Raw genomic sequence first — 20,388 nt, 5'->3', positions numbered from 1 at the left:
TAATTTTATTTACTAAGATTGGTTTTTTATCCCAAGTTTTGAATGTACTCCACAGCCATTTGTCCCGCTAACGCTCCGTCTCCAGAAGCGATGGCAATCTGACGTAAGGGTACTTCGCGCACATCTCCAGCACCAAATAACCCCGGAATAATTGTTGACATATCCGCATTAACTTTTAAATAACCTTGGTCATCTTTTAAGTTAAGTTCAGAATGGATAAAATCAGTAATTGGTTTTGAACCAATATAAGGGAAAACTGCTTGAACTTTAACTTCCTTTACCTCACCAGTGATTAAATTTTTTGTTTTTATTGCTTCGACTTTATCAGTACCAATGATTTCTTCTACCACCGTATTCATAATAAAGTGGACCCCTGGTTTTTCTTTTAATAAACTAACTTGAAATTCATCAGCTTTAAAATGATCCTTGCGCACAAAGACATACAAGTTTTTGACAAAAGCAGTTAAATAAGTTCCTTCACTTAAAGCAGAGTAACCTCCACCAACCACAGCAACATCGCCACCTTTGTGAAAAGCACCATCACACACCGCACAATAACTGACACCTTTACCATATAAGCGGTCTTCACCAGGAATGCCTAACTTGTTTTCTAAGGTTCCTGTAGCAATAATTAAGGTTTTAGTATAAAAAGTGTTTGGTTGAAGAGTGTGGACTTCAAACAAGTTATCATCCCGTTTAGTAAAATGAAGCACACCATCATACTCAAATTCAGCTCCTAAACTAGTGGCCTGTTCATACATCCGCATCGCTAAATCAGGACCAAGGATTGAATTAAATCCTGGGTAGTTTTCAACTTCAGCAGTTTTAACCATTTTTCCTCCAGGAACTTCTTTTTCTAAAATAACAACCTTTAATCCTGCTCTAGCAGCATAGATTGCCGCAGTTAAACCAGCAGGACCACCCCCAACAATAACTACATCATAAATTTTTTCTTGATTTTCATTAGTAAGATTTTTCATATAATCAACCTACCATTCTTCATTTATAAGGGGAAATCCCTTGAGCAAAAACGATTAACACAATTCCTAGAAAAAGAATTAAACTTAAAACTAAATAATCAGCAATTGGAGTATTTTGAATAAACAACTCACTTGCTTGGCGATGAGTTTCTAAAATAATCCGAATTAATAAATAACCAAAGAGATAACCACCACTAATAACCCCACTTCGTAAAATTCAGAAGTGATTTGGATTATTTACTTGTTCTAAGTACTTTGCATCAGGATTGGCAGCAAAATGACGCTTAAAACCACCAAGTGATGCCAATTGGGTTTGTTTAGCCTTCTGATATTCAACTCGATTAGTTCTTAATTCTTGATGATAAGTAGTTTTGGCTTTTTTAAATTGCGCATTCCCTTTATCATATTGATGAGACTGATTTAAAAACCTCTGTTTTGCTTGATTTTGACGTTTAGTTTTTTGCTGACTTAAACCTTCAACTCGTTGATAAACTTGTTGAATTTTCTCACTGCGTTGCTCTTGAGAAGCAAGGAGTTTTTCGGTTTCTGCCTCATCACTCTCATACCAATAATAAGCTTTGTTTCAAGCATTAAAGAACGAAAGTTTGAGTTCTGGTGTTTGATCGTCACCAACCAGTACTCGCTGATATTTTATCGGTTTTTGACTGTTCATGCTACTAATTTCGCTTTCAGGCAAATGTTTATATTTTTTGTTATATCATCCTGGATATGCTTTTGGTTCAACATCTCAAGGATACTTAAGGGGGGGTTGGAACCAGCGCGAAAGGTTAGGAACAATAAAAGTAAGAATTAATCATAAGCAACTATTACTTAATGATTCATACAAAAATAATGGTTCACGATATTGCAAGGGTTGGGTTAAAAGATTTTTCATTGTTTCACCTTGATCAGAAGGGAGTCCTGCATCAATCAATGCTTGGATAGCTTCATCAAGATTAGAACCATGATTAGCTACAATTTCACCTCACCCGTTAGGTAAAGCCAAAGTTGCTAATTCACTAGGAAAGTAAAATAACTGGTCTCGAATTGAACCTATCAATCATCCTAACGATTCATAACTAACTACTTGTCCTAAAATTTCGTGGTTATACATGTTTCCTCACCGACCAATAATTTGACCTAAAAGGATATTTGGTAAAATACAATCAGCATATACTCATACTGAAATCATCGTCACTTTTGACCGACGATAAAACCAGACAAAACCAGCAGCAACTCCTAATCCTAACGCACCAAATAAACTCATTCCTGGTTCTCAAAAGAAAAACACGTGATACCACACTAATCCAGGAATAAAAGCCTTACCAAAAATCGTTGCTCCCAAAATTCCCAAAGGAACAGTAATCACAATCGCCAATTCTAACTCTCTTAACGGAATGCGTTTTGTTTTCATTTTAATAATCGAAGCCACGATTACTAGGATAATTCCAATGAACATAAAAATAGGATAGGCTGGTATCACTCCATTTAAGTTTCTGACATTACTTGGATCACCATGAAGACTAATTCAATTAATTAAATCCTGACTTTGACTAAAAAAACTACTAGTTATTTTCACGACCTTCATTTCCCTGCTCTTGGTTAATTCGGTCATCCATTACTTGGACAATATCTTCAGCATTTCCTGACTTAACTAGTTTTAACTGACCAACTGCTGCTTCAACAATTGTTGAAATATTTCGTCCTGAAGAAACTGGAATCCTAATAAAAGGAACCTCTACACCCAAGATATCTTTGGTTTGATAATGAGCATCCAAACGTTCAGAATCATCAAGTTTATTTTGTTCAAAAGAAAAGAGTTCTACAACCAAATCAATTGTGGTGGTATCCATAATTGCCTGATAACCATTAGTTTTAGACATATCCATAATTCCGATTCCACGAACTTCAATTAAGTTCTTTAAAATAGGATGAGAACGCCCATACAACACTGAAGATTTATTAGTAATAATAATTCGGTCATCACCAACAAACAAATGGTTATTTTTAATTAATTCAATCACCATTTCTGACTTCCCAATTCCTGACTTCCCAATAATCAATACTCCTTGACCATAAATATTAACTAACGAACCGTGTTCTTCAAGTTGAGGAGCAAAAAAATTATCAAAGTAATCAAGAACTTTTTGGGTCAATTCAGAAGTAGATTCGGTTTCTACCTTCAATAACGGAAAGTTTTTAGCTTTAGCAACCTTGGTAATTGTAATTAAATCACTAAATTTTTGGGTCACAATAATCCCTGGAACACTATCAAGCATCAACTTTTCATAACGTTCTGCACGCGTTGCTTCATCTAATTGTTGAATATAAGCTGCCTCTTTAGACGAAAGGAGGAGCATTCTGCGCGCATTATTACTATTAGGAACAGGAACAAAAAATCCTGTTAATTCTAACCCAGCGCGATTTAACCCATAAACATTAACAGTTTTGGTTTCAAGTTTATCATCACCTGCTAAAACTTCCATTCCAAATTGATCACAAATCTTTTTTAACGTTAATTTTTCAGGCATACTTAACTCCAATCACCTTCATAGTTTAATTATAATTTAAATCACTTCTTCTGCTGCATTTTTGTCTAATTCTTCTTTTTTTACCCTCTTTAAAGCACCAGATTTTTTTGTTTAGGTAACTTTGAAGTTTTTTTCAAGATAACCCTTCCGTTCCTAAAGCACCATAATTTGTTTTTCTTTTGTTTTCCTCGAACTCTTCATAATAAAAAACTTAACAGATTAAAAGAAAGAAAAACCAGAGGAAGATAGATACCAATTTCAATCGGAAAACGAAGTAACTTTCCAACTCCCATTAAGATCGCAAGTGAGTAACTATTATATAAACTAGCAACACTTAATGGGGAAATTACAAAACTATAAATCAGGAAATTTAGACTAAAATAACTAATGATTTTCAAAAATAACCACTTATTATTTTTGTAAAGAAACACAAGTCCTCCGCTTAAACCAAACAAAGATTTAGCAAAAGCAAAGCCAAAATGATAAACTCCACCATTATTAATTAACGTTCCTAAAGTGTCACTTAATAACCCTGAAATCATTCCTGTGAACGGGCCAAAAATCATTCCCGTAGTAAATAAAAGGAAGTTACCCAAAGCTAACCGAATCGTTGTTCCAACTACTAAGAAAGAATAACTCAACAAATTGGTTAACAAAACACTTAAAGCAATTAAAAAAGCCATTAAGGTAATGTTTTTAGTCTGATAAGTTTTTCTTAACTCTCAACGTTGAAGTAGATAACATCCTGCTAATAAACCAAGAAATGTTCCTAAAAAAATCAACGTAGTCAATAAATACAAGTTGTGATTAATAGTTGGTAATTTTCTCCTTTTAAACTTTAGTGATAATTATAATATCATTGTTCAACCAGGGGGATAAAATAAAGACTACCACAAACCAAAACATCGCAATTATTAGCTAATTGAGTTTGGAGGAAAGTTTTCCAATCACCAATTTTTTCTCCAATCATAACCTGATCAAGATTTCAGCTTTGAAAGTGATCAAAAGCAGTTACATAAAGTTTTGAAAAGTGATTGCTTAACACTTTAAGATTGGTTTGATAATCTTTATGAGCACTGCACCCCACAATCACTACTGGATCTTTGTTAGGATACTTGTTTATAAAACTTTTAATTAAAGCTTCAATTCCAGCAGGATTATGAGCACCATCAACAATTAATAAAGGTTCGGTTTGTAAAACTTGAAAGCGCCCCAGAAGTGGTGGTGCTTTTAAAAAATCAAAATCATTAATTTGAAACTCTTGAGAAAGAAAGGTTTTTACCAAACCCTTATTTGCTTGTTGGTATAAAACTTCATCATCAATAATTTCACCAAGGACAATTTCTACTTGTTGATCTTTGAGAATTTTTTCAATTGAAATCAAGTACTTGATATTATCACTACTAACATAAAGTTTAGTTTTAGGTTTAGCCATTAAAACTTTATTGGTTAAAATTGTTTCAATATCAGTTCCTAATACTTCTTCATGATCAAAACCAACCATCGTTAACAAGGTTGCAATTTGGTTTGAAAAAAGATAAGTCACATCCTTGACTCCCCCAATTCCAGCCTCCACGATTGCTAAATCAACTTTCTGGTCACAAAAATAAAGAATCGCAATTAAAGTTCAAATTTCAAAAAAGGTTAACTGGTATTGTTCGATTCAAGGCTGAACCATTGCTAAATATTGTCTTAAATCTTGATCACTAATTAAAGTTTGATTAATTGCAATCCGTTCGTTTTGATAGAAAAACGCTGGCGAGCTAAAGACACCTACCTTAGGATATCTTTGAGCTAAAGCCAAAGCAAGAAAGCGGGTGACTGATCCTTTTCCGTTGGTTCCGACAACATTAATCGTTTTAATTGCTGTTTGAGGATTACCAAGGTGAGCAAGCACTTCTTTCAAATGATATTTTTTGTTAAAACGTTTTTTAATCGGGAGAAAACTTTCATCAACACTAATCATAAATCATTAAACTAGATAGTTCTTCAAGTATTGACCAGTATAACTATCTTTAACCTCCACAACTTGTTCAGGAGTACCACTAGCTACAACCATTCCTCCAAATTCACCACCTTCTGGTCCCATATCAATAATATAATCGACGGTTTTAATAAAATCGAGGTTATGTTCAATTGCCACAACCGTATTTCCCATATCCACTAATTGATCTAAAACCATTAACAAACGTTTCACATCATCAATGTGTAATCCAGTCGTTGGCTCATCAAGTAAGAATAAAGTTTTCCCAGTGGCCTTTTTTAACAAGTAGGTTGAAAGTTTGATCCGTTGCGCTTCTCCCCCTGAAAGAGTGGTAGCTGATTGACCTAAACGAATATAATTTAAGCCCACTTGGTTAATTGTTTCAAGTTTTTCTTTAATTTGAGGAATGTTAGCAAAGAAACTCAACGCTTCTTCAACAGTCATGTTTAATACATCAGAAATGTTTTTCTCCTTATAACGGACTTGTAAAGTTTCTTCGTTATAACGTTTTCCTTCACACACTTCACACACAATCTCCACACTAGGCATAAACTGCATTGAAATTGTAATTACTCCATCTCCTTGACAATTTTCACATCGACCTCCAGGAACATTAAAACTAAAACGTCCCTTTTTGTATCCCCGAATTTTAGCTTCAGGAAGTTCGGTAAATAAATCCCGAATGTCATCAAAAACACCCGTGTAGGTTGCAGGATTAGACCTTGGCGTTTTACCAATCGGATCTTGAGAAATGTAAATTACCTTATCAACATTTTCTAAACCTTTGATTTCCTCAAATTTTCCAGGAACAATCACTTCTTTAGAAAGGTTGGCTTTAATCCCTTTATAAATAATATCTTCTAATAAAGTTGATTTTCCACTCCCACTCACCCCAGTAATCGCTACAAATTTACCCAAAGGAACTTTAACATTAATTTTTTTCAAGTTGTTTTCTGCAGCTTTTTTAATTTCTAAAACTTTCCCATTACCACCACGACGAGTTTTTGGCACGCTAATTTTTTGCTTTCCTGTTAGATATTGTGCAGTTAGAGTTTGATTTTGAGCAACCATATCATCATAAGTACCACTATAAATTATTTCCCCACCATGCTCTCCAGCACCAGGACCAATATCAACAATCCAGTCCGCTGCCTTCATCGTGTCTTCATCATGTTCGACCACAATTAAAGTGTTACCAAGATCACGTAACTCTTTCAAAGTCCGAATTAAACGGTCGTTATCACGTTGGTGCAAACCAATTGAAGGTTCATCTAAAACATACAAAATCCCAGTTAATTGGGAACCGATTTGTTTTGCCAACCTAATTCGTTGCGCTTCTCCTCCCGACAAGGTAGTTGCACTACGAGCTAAGTTAAGATAACCCAAACCAACCTCATCTAAAAAATGGGTGCGCGAAATAATTTCTTTTACCACTAAATCAGCAATTTTAGCTTGGTTTGGGGTTAACTTTAAGTTAAAGATAAATGCTAATTCATCACTGATTGACATGCGGGTGTAATCATAAATTGATTTTTCATTAATTTTAACAGCCAAGGCAACCTTATTTAATCTTGCTCCAAGACAAGTCTTACATGGTTTTGCTACCATATAACGGTTTAAATAACGACGCATTTCTTCACTTTTAGTATCAAAATAACGTCTTTGAATCATTGAGGCAACCCCTTCAATGAAGTCTAGGTTTTCAACCTTTCTTCCTCCCGTAGAAATTAACTTATATTCAATTGGTTGATCACTTCCTCATAAAATCATTTCCATTTGTTTTTTTGACAGGGTATATAAAGGTTGATTCAAATCAATAAAATAATAATCACAAAGGGTACGAAAACGTTGTCATTCTAAATTATCAGTACCAACTAAATTTTTAAAATAAAGTACTCCGCCCTGATTAATTGAAAGTTGTTTATCAGGCATGATTAAACTTTCATCAGCTTCTAAACTAACTCCAAGTCCATCACACTCTTCACAAGCACCCAAAGGCGCATTGAAAGAGAATAAACGGGGTTCTAGTTCAGGAATAGCAAATCCACAAACTTTACATGAATAAGAAGTAGAAAACAATTGGTCGGATTTATTGTCATTTTGAGAAAAACTAACTTTAATTAATCCATCAGCATATTTTAATCCAGTTTCAATTGCTCCATAAATTCTTGAACGCATTTCTTCGTTGTTCTTAAAAATCAAACGATCAACAATAATATCAATCGAGTGTTTTTTATTCTTCTCTAACTCAATTACTTCACCAAGTTGATAAGTGGTACCATCAACAATTACCCGAATAAAACCTTCTTTTTCCAAACGAGCAAACAAGTCAACAAAAGTTCCTTTTTTCTCTCTGATTACAGGACTAAGAATATAAACTTGATCATCATCAACAATTTCATTCATAATCGAATCAACAATTTCTTTAATTGATAACGCATGAATTTTCCCATGACCATTAATACAATAAGGTGTTCCTACCCGAGCATATAACAACCGTAAATAATCATAAATTTCAGTCACCGTTCCTACTGTTGAACGGGGGTTATGCGAAGTGGTTTTTTGATCAATTGAAATTGAGGGCGACAATCCTTCAATTGAATCAACATCAGGTTTTTCATTGCCACCTAAAAATTGGCGTGCATAAGCACTTAATGATTCAATATAACGTCTTCGTCCCTCAGCATAAATCGTGTTAAATGCCAATGATGATTTCCCTGATCCAGATAGACCAGTAAAAACAATTAATTGGTCTTTTGGGAGAGTCAAATCCAAGTTCTTTAAGTTATTTTCTCGAGCACCTTTAATAATAATTTGGTTCTTCATTTATCAATTCCTCTTATTCTTTTTGACCTTCTAGTTCAATAATTGTATCGCGTAAATCAGCAGCGCGTTCAAAGTCCAACTCTTTGGCAGCAGCAAGCATTTCTTGACGTAAATCTGCTAATAAACGTTCCAATGCACTGCGTTTTTCTTTGCTACTTTTAGCTTTATTAACCTTCTCAATTTCTTTACGGGTACATTGGGTTAATTGACTTTCAATAACCTTTTTATAAACCGTAGTTGGAGTGATGTGATGAACGCGATTATACTCCTCTTGAATCGTTCTTCTCCGAGCAGTTTCATTGATACATTCTTGCATTGCTGGTGACATTGTATCAGCATAAAAAATTACTTTCCCCTCAGCGTTTCTAGCAGCTCTTCCTACTGTTTGAATTAAACTTCTCGCGTTCCGCAAAAATCCTTGTTTATCTGCATCCAAAATTGCTACTAACGAAACTTCAGGAATATCTAAACCTTCTCTTAACAGGTTAACTCCAACCACACAATCATAAACACCTTTTCTTAAGTCATTGATAATTTCACTACGTTCTAAGGTTTTTAACTCTGAGTGAAGGTAGGCAACCTTGACTGCTTTCTCTTGTAAATAAGTGGTCAAATCTTCACTCATCCGAATTGTTAAAGTGGTAATTAATACCCGTTCTTTTTTCTGAGCACGAAGACGAATTTCCTCAATTAAATCATCAATTTGACCATTACTTGGTCGAACTTCAATCACAGGATCTAACAACCCTGTAGGACGAATAATTTGTTGAACAGTTTCATTATTAGTTAAACTTAATTCATAGTCTCCAGGAGTAGCAGAAGTATAAATTGTTGTTTGTAAAGCGCTGGTGAATTCTTCAAAGTTCAACGGACGGTTATCTAAAGCTGAAGGAAGACGAAAACCATAATCAATTAAAGTAGTTTTACGAGAGCGATCGGTATTAAACATTCCTCTAATTTGTGGAATCATCATGTGAGACTCGTCAATGATTGTTAAAAAATCATCACCAAAATAATCAATTAGACTATAAGGAGCAACCCCAGGGGGACGAAAATCAAGTTGAGCAGAATAGTTTTCAATCCCACTACAAAAACCAAATTCTGATAAAGCTTCTAAATCATATTTAGTCCGTTGTTCTAAGCGTTGTGCTTCTAATAACAAACCTTTATCGCGGAAATACTTTAAACGTTCTTCTAACTCTTTAGCAATATTTTCTACAGCCCCCTTCAACCGTTCTTCGCTAGTTATATAATCTTGAGCAGGAAAAATTGTTACTGTTCTGCTATGACCAGAAACCCCACCAGTAGTACTATTCATAACCGAAATTTCTTCAATTTCATCACCAAAAAGTGAAATTCGAAACATTTCACTACTCATTCATCCAGGAACAATTTTAATCACATCTCCCTTAGCACTAAAGGTTCCAGGAGCATTTTCAATTTCGTTACGAACATAACCAGTACGAACCAAAAAAGTTAATAAATCCCGTTTAGAGATTTTTTGACCAACGTTCAGTTCAAAAAAGAGTTTTGAATATTCCCTAGGGTCTTGCTCAGCATAAATTGCAGCCACACTTGCAACCACAATCGTATCACTTCTAGTCATTAACGCATTCATCGCACTTAAACGCATCATGTCTAATTCCATATTTTGGCGCGCATCTTTATCAATATACAAGTCTTTAGCAGGAACATAGGCTTCGGGTTGGTAAAAATCAAAGTTCGAAACAAAATATTCCACCCGGTTGTTAGGAAAAAACTCTTTTAATTCATAATAAAGTTGCATCGCTAAAGTTTTATTATGAGCAAGAACTAGGGTTGGTTTATTTAACTTATCAATGATATTAGCCATGGTAAAAGTCTTTCCAGTTCCCGTAGCCCCTAATAACACTTGGTCCTTTTTTCCTTGTTTTATCCCAGTTAATAACTGTTCAATTGCTTTGGGTTGATCGCCACTAGGAAGATAAGGAGCTTTTAACTCAAACTGTTTAAATTGTTTTTTAATTGACATTTTCTTCCCTCTCTTATCAACAAAGACAAAAAAGGAGCAAACTTAGGTTAACTCCTTTAATATATCTATAATTATACACCCTTTTTAACTAACCTATTTTTGAGCGTTTTTCACCAACTTTTTCTCCTGGTTTAGGGTCATCTTGGTTATTATTATCATTGATTTTTTTCATTTCATCAGCAATTGAGCCTAACACCTGTAAAGCAACATTCAAAGAAAAGAGTTCATTAACAGTCTTACCCTCAGCAAGTTCTTTAAATTTTGCTTCTACTTGTTCACGAGTAAACTCTTGATTTTCAAACCCAAAGGTTTTAATCATTTGATTAACATCACTTTGGTTTAAGTTAATTTCATTATTAACCACAGGCATTCCCCGTTTAGCTAATTCAATCACTAATCCTTGCAAAATATCTTCTTGAACCTTTAAACGTTTTAATTTTGTTTCGTCTTGAGCATCAACTTTTGCTTTTAATTGGGCAAACTTTTCGCGCAAAATCTCAGGATTTAAATCTTCTCTAGTAATTCCAGTTTCAGCAAAAATTGCATCAATGTCCTTATCAGTAATTTCAATTTGTTGAGGTTGGTTTGTGGTTTCGACGTCTCGTAAAATTACTTTACTCAACTTGTCACTAACATCTTCAGCAATTTCCACTTTCATTTTGTTATAAAGTCTGGTTGCTTGTTCAACATATTCACTTAAAGGGTTATTTTGAGCATATTGTTGGAGATAAATTCCTGATTTTAACTTCGAAACCACGTTAAGGTGCGTAGTCCAATGGCGATCAAAAGCTTCAAGAATAATTCCTCGAGCCATTTTTTGCACCACCTCAGAACCAATTCCTTCAGTTTTACCATGATAAAACTTCATCATTGCTTTAGTAATTAATTCAGCAATTTGATTATTTTCTAACCCTTCAAAGTCTTGAGCTTTAAATTCTCCCTTAGGAATTAACTTTCCATCAATGCTTGAAAGTAAATTATTAACCTCAAGAGTTCGTTCCCCTTGAACAATTCTAGAATACTTCAAGACCAATTCATAAGCAGTGGTATAAAACATTCTTCGAATCACTAATTCAATATCAGGAGTGGTGAGAATGTCATCACGTTGAGAGTACATCGTTTCACGTTGTTGAGCAACAATATTGTCATAATCAAGGACGTTTTTTCGCTGGTCAAAGTTCATCCCCTCCAGTTTTTTTTGCGCATTATTTACCGCACGGTTAAAGATTCGACTCTTAATATAATCATCACCCAACCGTAAGAAATTCTTCCGAATTTTAGGCGAAGTAAACCGAATCATCAGTTCGTCTTCCATTGAAATATAAAACCGAGAAAAACCAGGATCACCTTGACGACCACTTCTTCCTCTTAACTGGTCATCAATTCTGCGTGCTTCATTATGTTCGACGCCAAAAACAACTAAACCACCTAACTCAGCAACTCCTTCTCCAAGTTTAATATCAGTTCCTCTTCCTGCCATGTTAGTAGCTAAGGTAATTGCTCCCTTTTGTCCAGCACGAGCAATAATGTCAGCTTCTCGTCCATGATTCTTGGCATTAATCATTTCATACTTCAATCCCGCTTTGGTTAAATAACGCGAAATTTGTTCTGAAGATTCCACACTTGTAGTTCCGATTAAAATCGGATTTCCTTTGGCATGAAATTCTTTCACTTCTTGGACTAAGTGTTTCAAACTGGCATGCTTAGTTCCAAACGTATAGTCCTCAGCATCTTTTCGTACAATTGGTTTATTAGTAGGAATCACAATTACGCGGGTATTATAAATCTTAATAAACTCTTCTTCTTCAGTTTTAGCAGTTCCTGTCATCCCTGATAACTTCGCATATAAACGATAGAAGTTTTGATAAGTAATGGTTGCCAAAGTTGCTGTTTCTTCTTCAATTTCAACATTTTCTTTTGCTTGTAGCGCTTGTTGAAGTCCATCAGAATAAGATCTTCCGTGCATAATTCGACCAGTAAACTGGTCAATCAAAAGAATTTCTCCGTTTTGAACTGTATACTCTACTCCTTCTTTGAAAGTAAATTCAGCTTTCAAAGCATTTAAAATCAAGTGGAATAATTCGGTATTTTCAATACTAAACAAATCATTAACACTGAAATAATCCTTAGCTTTTTGCATCCCTTTTTCAGTTAAATAAACTTGTTTAGTTTCCAAATCAACTTCCACATCATTCTCACTACCTGTTTTTAAGGTTTTAGCAAACTGATAAGCAGCCTGGTACATGTTAGCAACAATTGTTGACCCTCCAGAAATAATCAACGGTGTTCTTGATTCGTCAATTAAAATTGAATCTGCCTCATCAATAATGGCAAAATTCAAACCTCTTTGAACTTTTTGATCAAAGTTGCTAACCATATTGTCACGGAGATAATCAAACCCAATTTCTGAGTTTGTTGTATAAGTAATGTCTTGAGCATAAGCTTCGCGCTTTTCAGATTTCGAAGCATTAGCAGAATTCAAACCATAACTAACCCCTAAAAAATCAAACACCTGACCATTAATTTCTGAATCCCGTTGTGACAAGTATTCATTAACAGTAACAATATGAACACCTTTACCAGTTAAAGCATTTAAGTAGGTAGGAAATAGTCCAGTCAAAGTTTTTCCTTCCCCAGTACGCATTTGGGCAATATCACCACTATTTAAAACAATCGCCCCAATTAACTGCACCTTAAAAGCATTTAATCCCAAAATTCTCCGCGCCGCTTCTCGAGCTAAGGCATAAGCTTCAATTAATAAAGTATCAACATCACGATTAGACTGAGATAGGTATTCTTTAAACTCTTTGGTTTTCTTTGGGAAGTCTTCATCTTTTAAAGCCCGCATTTTGGATTCTAAAGCAATAATTTGGTCAGCAATCCTTCCATACTTCCGCACTAATTGTTTATCACTAGCCATTTTTACCTCTTCTACTTCCTTACTTATAGATAATAGTAGCAATCATTAGGCCACATTTATATAATTATAAAATAAATAGTTTATTTAAAAAATAAGTCCTAGGCAAAAGATTGTTATAATTAAAGGGTAAGAATGCATGAATGTTCTTGTTAATCAACACGAGTATCACACCACTCTTACTATAAAAAATCATTTTTTAAAGTCTATATCCAAAAGAAAACTACAAAAAATGAAGTTACTGATTTTTTGAACACCTATCAAGATATTAGAACGACCAACAATTGTTATATTTATAAACTCACAAGCAAAGCAGTTTAGTGGGATGATTAGTCGAAAAGACTGCTAGTTGAGCAATCTTTTTGATGGTTGAACAGTTTTGATTTAATTAACCTTTGTATTCTAATCGTCTGTTATTATGGAAGAATTAAGTTTAGAAGTGGGTGTTTAGTTCGAGCTTATCGTCAAAATGCTAGGACTATTGCGCAACACACAGTAGCTATTTATCACTACTTATTGGAATTTAACTATCAGTTTTATTAAGCTATTTGACTGATTTTACTCACAAAATGACATTAAAATTGTGAATAAAGTTTTCTATCACAAAATTAGTTATGAGATTACTCTTCATGCTCTAAACTCCGATCAACTTCCAGTGAAGGTATTAAAAAAGAAAAAACAGAAATTAGGTAAAATATGGATGACAAAACAAAAAACAAGCAAACCATTCTACTCATTGATGGTTATCACCTTCTTCATAAGGGTTATTATGGTTCTTTGAAACGAAAAAAGGTTGCTACTAACCGGGATGGGGTAAAAATTAACGCCATTTACACTTTCATCTCGAAGATTAACGAAATCATTGATCTTAACATTTATCACACCGTGATTGTGACCTTTGATGTCGGTCAAGGGTGTTGAAGACGTGATCTTTACCCTTTATATAAAGCAAACCGAAAAGAAACTCCTGCTGATTTAATTCCTCAAATGCAAATTATTCGCACTTTTCTCTCTCAAGCCCATATTCCTTGATATGAAAAAGAAAATTTTGAAGGCGATGATGTAATGGGAACTATTGCCCGAATCGCAGTCAAGAAAGGATATAATGTCCACATTCTTTCTAACGATAAGGATTGCTACCAATTAATTAATCCTAACGTTAAAGTTGTTGTGAAATCAACCAGAAATACGCCAAGCAGTTTTATTGATGAAAACGTTGTCGAAGATAAAATGGGTTGTTCACCATCACAAGTTGCTGATATTAAAGCATTGATGGGTGATAGTTCTGACAACATTAAAGGAGTAAGATACCTTAATTATCAAACTGCACTCCGACTATTAGCAGAATATGACACCGCAGAAAATATCGTTGCTCATGTTAATGACTTGCCCAAAAATGTTCATTTCAAAATTAAAAATGCTCAAGAACAAATTTTAATGAACAAAAAAATTACCACCATTGGTAAAAATTTAGATTTAGGACGTATCGATTTTCGTCCTTTGAGAGTTAATTGACGTGGTTATATTAACTTTTTGAAGAAAAATAAGATGTGAGCTTACCTTCCTTATGCTGAAGAAAGACTTGATCAAAGTTTAAAAGCTATTCCCAAGAAAAGCAAAAAACCAAAAGGAGTTAAATTTAACAATAGCAAAACAATGCCCTTAAGTTGTAACTCTCCAGCTGATGAATTTGTTTTTAAAATGAGTGATTATGAAATTAAAACACCAAATAAACATTAAAAAACGCTCAAAGTAAGCGTTTTTTTAGATTTAATTAAGTTTATTTGGTGTATCAATTTTCTGACCACTTTGATTCACCAAATAAAGTCTTTCAGTAATGATTCTGCACTCCTGAGGGCTAACTTTTAAAATCCCACGGTGTAGGTGAACATAAGTCACGCTATTATTAATGCGGAAACTCATTGTCCCGATTTTTAAAGCAGAAACAATTGGAGTCATATTTTTCATAATCCCCATGTCACCATCAATTGTTTGAACATTAACAATATCAACTTCTTTATCATTGATAAAAATTCCATCAGGAGTAACAACTCTAAGTTTAATTCCCATCACTAAACCCTATTGTTGAACCTTTTTTGCTTGGTTAGTATGGGCTTGTTTTACATCCTCAATGTCCCCAGCATACATAAATAAAGCTTCAGGAATTTCATCAACCTTACCATCAAGAATTTCTCTAAATGAACGTACCGTATCACTGGCTTTGACATATTTTCCTGGTCTTCCGGTGAACTTTTCCCCCACAAAGAAAGATTGAGAAAGGAAGTTTCGAATCTTTCTGGCACGAGAGACTACCAGTTTATCTTCTTCTGATAATTCATCTAATCCCAAGATATTAATAATTGATTGTAATTCTTTATATTTTTGTAACGTAATTTGTACATCCAGAGCAGTTTGGTAGTGTTCTTCACCAACCACATCAGGATCTAACATTCTTGAAGAAGATTCTAGCGGGTCAATTGCTGGATAAATTCCTAATGAAGCAATCGAACGGTCTAAGACAATTCGAGCATCAAGGTGGGTAAAAGTTGTTGCTGGAGCAGGGTCAGTTAAGTCATCAGCAGGAACATAAACCGCTTGAACAGAAGTAATTGAACCTTTACTTGTCGAAGTAATTCGTTCTTGCAAGGCCCCCATTTCTGTAGAAAGAGTTGGTTGATACCCAACAGCTGATGGCATTCTTCCTAAAAGTGCTGAAACTTCTGATCCTGCTTGGGTAAATCTAAAAATGTTGTCAATGAATAAAAGCACATCCATATTTTTTTGATCACGGAAATATTCTGCAATTGTTAATCCAGTTAACGCCACTCGCATTCTTGCTCCTGGTGGTTCATTCATTTGACCAAACACCAACGAAGTCTTATCAATAACTCCTGCTTCAACCATTTCAAAGTAAAGGTCGTTTCCTTCACGAGTTCGTTCCCCAACTCCTGCAAAAACTGACACCCCACTATGAGCATTGGCAATGTTGTTGATTAATTCTTGAATTAGCACAGTCTTTCCAACTCCTGCTCCTCCAAATAATCCAACCTTCCCTCCTCGAGCAAAAGGAACCATTAAATCAATAACTTTAATCCCAGTTTCAAGGATTTCTGCACTAGTAACAAGCTCATCATAAGAAGGTGCGGCACGATGAATTGGGTTTCGTTCTCCATCAGGTTGAGGTTTTTCATCAATTGCTTCTCCCAACACATTAAACATTCTTCCTAAAGTTTGTTCACCCACTGGAACTGTAATTGGGCTTTTGGTGTTAATCACCATTTGTCCCCGCATTAGACCATCAGTTGAACCCATCGCAATAGTGCGAGCAACATCATCACCCACGTGTTGTTCTACTTCCAAAGTCAAAACCTGATCTTGGTTCTTAACTTGTAAAGCATCCAATAAGTTTGGCATATTGTCTTCGTCAAACTTTACATCCACTACAGGACCTAAAATTTGAATAATTTTTCCCATAACCTTTTCATCAGTTTTAAGAGTAGTTTTTTGTTTTACTTTTGTAGCCATTCTTCTTTTGACCTCCTTTAATTTTCTGCTAAAGCGTTTGCTCCACCCACAATTTCAGAAATTTCTTGGGTAATTGCTGCTTGTCGTTCACGGTTATATTTAATGTTAAGTTTTTCAACCATTTCTTTACCGTTTTTTGTCGCAGCATCCATAGCTGTTCTTCGAGAAGCTTGTTCAGAAACCTGTGATTCAGCAATCGTTCCGTACAATACTGTGTTGAGATAAAGGTTAATAGTTTTTTCTAAAATTGTTTGGGCATCTGGTTCAAACTCTACTTGTAAATTCGTAGCATTAATTGCTTTATCAACGACTTTATTTTTAACAATTGGAAACAATCGTAAGGTGGTGGGAGTAAAAGTCACGTTATTAATAAACTTTGTATAAGCAAGTTTGATTTCATCAAACTGGTGGGAAGTGTAATACCCCATTAATTCTTGTCCAATTTCACCAGCAATTGAGCTAGAAAAATTCACATCAATATCAACTCTGCTTTTAATAATTTTAATCTTTCTTGCACTATAAAATGCAACTGCTTTAGAACCCAAAGCATAGATTTCATCATCTGGTTTAATTTGGTGCATGACTTCTTTGTTAATATTAGTGTTATAACCACCACATAACCCAAGATTAGAATTAACAACTACTCAGAGAGTTTTTTTAAAGGTAGTTTCATCTGGTTTTAAAAAAGGCGAATCATCAGTTTGTTGAATAATTTCATTAAAGACACTATAAACTTCTGAAACATATTGTTGGGTTTCAGTAATTTTTTTTCCTGCTCTCCGCAACTTGGCTGAAGCTACCAATTGCATCGCATCAGTGATGTTAGTAATTTCACCAACCGAAATAATTTCTGCTTTTAATCCACTTAAATTTGGCATCTTATTTACCTAAGTGATCAAAATCAGCTTGATTACCATAATTACCAACTTGGTAGTTAGCAAGATTATTAGTCAAAGTTTTAACCACTGTTCCTAAGTATTTTTTACCCTCTGCTAAACTAGCATCATCAAAAGCTTTTGCTTTAGCAACTTTAGTATAAAGTTTTTTAGCATCAGCATCCTGGTGGAAGAAATCAATAATTGCATCCTTAAAGTTTTTCATCTCATCAAGAGGTAGTCACTTAATTAAACGTTCTTTAATCGCTAATAAAACAAACGCTTCATCGATTTGATTAATCGGATGGTATTGTTTTTGTTTCAGCATTTCCATAATCTTCGTCCCATTATCCAAAATTGCTTTAGTCGAATCATCAAGATCAGAACCAAACTTAGCAAAAGATTGTAATTCAAAGTATTGAGCTAAATCTAATTTTAAAGTTCCTGAAACTTGTTTTACTGCTTTGATTTGCGCTGAAGACCCTACCCGCGATACAGATAATCCTGTATCAATAGCAGGACGAATTCCAGCATTAAATAAATCTGCTTGTAAGAAAATTTGTCCATCAGTAATTGAAATCACATTGGTGGGAATATAGGCAGAAATGTCACCTGCTTGGGTTTCAATCACTGGTAGAGCTGTAATTGATCCTCCACCATATTCCTTTGTCACCCTAGCTGCTCGTTCTAATAAACGAGAATGTAAATAGAACACGTCTCCAGGATAAGCCTCTCTTCCTGGTGGTCTTCTTAATAGCAACGACATTTCTCGATAAGCAACTGCATGTTTAGACAAATCATCATAAACAATTAAGACATCTTCACCTTGACTCATTCATTCTTCAGCCATCGTGACCCCTGTATAAGGAGCAAGATATTGCATTGGTGCGGCTTCAGAAGCACCCGCATTAACAATCACTGTATAATCCATTGCTCCAAATTTTCTTAACTTTTCACTAATTTGCGCAATTGTGGAGTCCTTTTGGCCAATCGCAACATAAACACACTTTACCTTTTTTCCTTTTTGGTTCAAGATGGCATCAATTGCAATCGCAGTTTTCCCAGTTTGACGATCACCAATAATCAATTCCCGTTGACCTTTACCAACCGGAATAATCGCATCAAGAGAAAGAATTCCAGTTTCTAGGGGTTGATCAACAGATTTTCTGGCCATAACTCCTGTGGCAATCTTTTCTACTGGAGCATGTTTGCTAACTTTAATTTCTCCTCCACCATCAATTGGTTGACCCAAAGCATTAACTACTCTTCCCAACAGGGCATCTCCGACTGGTGCTTCAACTACTTTTGCAGTGCGACGAACCTTATCACCCTCTTTAATCAAAGTGTCATTACCTAAAATAACTGCTCCAACCAGACCTTCTTCCAGATTTAAAACCATTCCATAAACATCATGAGGAAACAATAACAATTCACCCATTAAGGCATTGTCTAAACCATAAATCATAGCCACACCATCTCCTACAGTGATGATTGTTCCTTCTTCGCTTTGAACAACTTCTTGTCCATAACGCTTAATCTGGCTCTCAATCACTGTTGAGATTTCTTTAATATTAAAAGCCATAAATCTACTCCACCCCTTCTGAATTCTTTGTATTTTCCATTATTTCATAACGAATCTTATCCAACTTACCTTTAATTGATCCATCAAAAATTCGGTTTTCAATTACCACTTGCACCCCACCAATTAAATCTAAGTCAAGCTTGTTTACTAATTTAACTTTGTGGTTCAAGATTGTACCAATTTTCTTTTCTAAAGCTGTTAAAGTCTTTGCATCAAGTGATTGCGTCGATCACGCTACTCCGTAGGCCAATCCCGCTGCCTGGGTTAAAATCTTCCGGGTTTTTTTAAAAATATCGCGAGCATAAACAAATTCACCTAATTGTGAAAGCATTTTCATCATGTTTAAAATTTCAGGAACGAAGCTAAATGATGCAAAGGTTTCATCAACTATCTTGGCTTTCATTTCCCCACTTTCATCACTGATGTTCTTTGCACTTAGCATCGCTACAAATTTGTCTTGATCTTTTAAAACTTCTACCAGAACACTAGCTTGTTCAACATAGGCTTTGGCTTGATTTTGCTCTAAGGCAATATTACTTAACGCTATTGCTCAATTATCAATCACCCTTTGGTCTAATAACGCCATTATTTTGAACCTTTAACTTTATCAAGTTGTTCTAAAAAATCTTCAATCAACGCTTGATTCTTCTTTGAGTTAATATCTTCTTTTAAAATTTCTTGAGCAGCTTGAAAGGCAACATCAATAATTGTTTGTTTAATCTCACTCTGAGCATCTAAACGTTCTTTTAAAATTGAATTTTTTGCTTGTGATTGCAGTGTTGTTGCTTGTTTAGTGGCTTCATCAAGAATCTTCAAACGTTGAACATCAGCATCAGCACGGGCATTTTTCAAAATTAATGAAGATTGACTCTTAGCATCATTTAACAATGATGCTGCTTGATGGCGATCTTTGTTTGCCTTAGTTTGTTTATCAACCGCTTCATCTAATAATTCGTTAATTTTTGCCCGACGGTTATCAACTGAATTCCGAAACGGCTTATAAACTCATTTGGTTAGTAAAACCAAAATAATAATTGTTGCTAAAACATGGGCAATAAAGTTTGGTAGGTTAGGAAATAACTGGGCAACAACTTCAGGAACCCCTGCTGTTCCTTCTAATAAAAACATTCTTTAACCCTTCTTTCTATTCATAAATA

Annotated in this window: 15 protein-coding genes; 1 reads left to right on the top strand and 14 read right to left on the bottom strand. The window is 34.7% G+C overall.

From position 1 onward, the window contains the following. Positions 1-26: 26 nt before the first annotated feature. From LD125_RS00185 to secA, 8 genes are all read right to left on the bottom strand, one after another. Positions 27-980: an NAD(P)/FAD-dependent oxidoreductase gene (locus LD125_RS00185; protein ID WP_284069348.1), complete on the bottom strand. Its 954-nt coding sequence runs from the start codon at positions 978-980 to the stop codon at positions 27-29. After that, the gene (locus LD125_RS03830; RefSeq protein ID WP_250137676.1) at positions 964-2,568 is read right to left on the bottom strand and encodes a prolipoprotein diacylglyceryl transferase family protein; all 1,605 of its coding nucleotides are present in this window, start codon (positions 2,566-2,568) and stop codon (positions 964-966) included. Before LD125_RS03830 ends, LD125_RS00185 begins: the two co-directional genes overlap by 17 nt. Then, positions 2,546-3,511, bottom strand: coding sequence for an HPr(Ser) kinase/phosphatase (gene hprK / locus LD125_RS00175; RefSeq protein WP_250136562.1), 966 nt, complete (start codon positions 3,509-3,511; stop codon positions 2,546-2,548). Before hprK ends, LD125_RS03830 begins: the two co-directional genes overlap by 23 nt. A gap of 89 nt (positions 3,512-3,600) precedes the next feature. Next, the gene (locus tag LD125_RS00170) at positions 3,601-4,302 is read right to left on the bottom strand and encodes a folate family ECF transporter S component (protein ID WP_250136563.1); all 702 of its coding nucleotides are present in this window, start codon (positions 4,300-4,302) and stop codon (positions 3,601-3,603) included. 47 nt (positions 4,303-4,349) lie between these two features. Continuing rightward, entirely contained in the window at positions 4,350-5,477 is a 1,128-nt protein-coding gene (locus LD125_RS00165; RefSeq protein WP_250137677.1) for a bifunctional folylpolyglutamate synthase/dihydrofolate synthase, read from the bottom strand. A gap of 6 nt (positions 5,478-5,483) precedes the next feature. Beyond that, a complete protein-coding gene (gene uvrA / locus LD125_RS00160; protein WP_250137678.1) occupies positions 5,484-8,321 on the bottom strand; it encodes an excinuclease ABC subunit UvrA in 2,838 nt (945 codons plus the stop codon). Between the two features lie 13 nt (positions 8,322-8,334). Beyond that, positions 8,335-10,332 carry an excinuclease ABC subunit UvrB gene (uvrB, locus tag LD125_RS00155; RefSeq protein ID WP_250137679.1) on the bottom strand — a complete coding sequence of 666 codons (1,998 nt, stop codon included), beginning with the start codon at positions 10,330-10,332 and terminating at the stop codon, positions 8,335-8,337. Between the two features lie 88 nt (positions 10,333-10,420). Continuing rightward, entirely contained in the window at positions 10,421-13,252 is a 2,832-nt protein-coding gene (gene secA / locus LD125_RS00150; RefSeq protein ID WP_250137680.1) for a preprotein translocase subunit SecA, read from the bottom strand. Between the two features lie 693 nt (positions 13,253-13,945). Here secA and LD125_RS00145 point away from each other — a divergent pair. After that, complete coding sequence (locus LD125_RS00145) at positions 13,946-14,989, top strand: 5'-3' exonuclease (protein ID WP_250137299.1); 1,044 nt, start codon at positions 13,946-13,948, stop codon at positions 14,987-14,989. A gap of 30 nt (positions 14,990-15,019) precedes the next feature. Here the strand turns inward: LD125_RS00145 and LD125_RS00140 are convergent, their stop codons facing one another. Genes LD125_RS00140 through atpF form a run of 6 tightly spaced genes read right to left on the bottom strand, consistent with a single transcriptional unit; the run spans position 15,020 to position 20,359 of the window. After that, positions 15,020-15,319 (bottom strand): F0F1 ATP synthase subunit delta/epsilon, encoded by a 300-nt coding sequence (locus tag LD125_RS00140; RefSeq protein WP_250136569.1) that lies wholly within the window; start codon positions 15,317-15,319, stop codon positions 15,020-15,022. Positions 15,320-15,328: 9 nt separating this feature from the next. Next, the gene (gene atpD, locus LD125_RS00135; protein ID WP_250136570.1) at positions 15,329-16,774 is read right to left on the bottom strand and encodes a F0F1 ATP synthase subunit beta; all 1,446 of its coding nucleotides are present in this window, start codon (positions 16,772-16,774) and stop codon (positions 15,329-15,331) included. A gap of 17 nt (positions 16,775-16,791) precedes the next feature. After that, positions 16,792-17,652 (bottom strand): ATP synthase F1 subunit gamma, encoded by an 861-nt coding sequence (gene atpG / locus LD125_RS00130; protein ID WP_250136571.1) that lies wholly within the window; start codon positions 17,650-17,652, stop codon positions 16,792-16,794. 1 nt (position 17,653) lies between these two features. Further along, the gene (gene atpA / locus LD125_RS00125; protein WP_250136572.1) at positions 17,654-19,231 is read right to left on the bottom strand and encodes a F0F1 ATP synthase subunit alpha; all 1,578 of its coding nucleotides are present in this window, start codon (positions 19,229-19,231) and stop codon (positions 17,654-17,656) included. A 4-nt stretch (positions 19,232-19,235) separates the two neighbouring features. Then, entirely contained in the window at positions 19,236-19,817 is a 582-nt protein-coding gene (locus LD125_RS00120; RefSeq protein WP_250136573.1) for a F0F1 ATP synthase subunit delta, read from the bottom strand. Continuing rightward, positions 19,817-20,359, bottom strand: coding sequence for a F0F1 ATP synthase subunit B (atpF, locus tag LD125_RS00115; RefSeq protein ID WP_250136574.1), 543 nt, complete (start codon positions 20,357-20,359; stop codon positions 19,817-19,819). Before atpF ends, LD125_RS00120 begins: the two co-directional genes overlap by 1 nt. Positions 20,360-20,388: the final 29 nt, after the last annotated feature.

It is taken from the genome of Mesoplasma sp. JKS002658, from assembly GCF_023566355.1.
Classification (GTDB): domain Bacteria; phylum Bacillota_I; class Bacilli_A; order Mycoplasmatales; family Mycoplasmataceae; genus Edwardiiplasma; species Edwardiiplasma whartonense.
The sequence above is the reverse complement of the archived record's forward strand: the minus strand, read 5'-3'. Positions and strand labels throughout refer to the sequence as shown.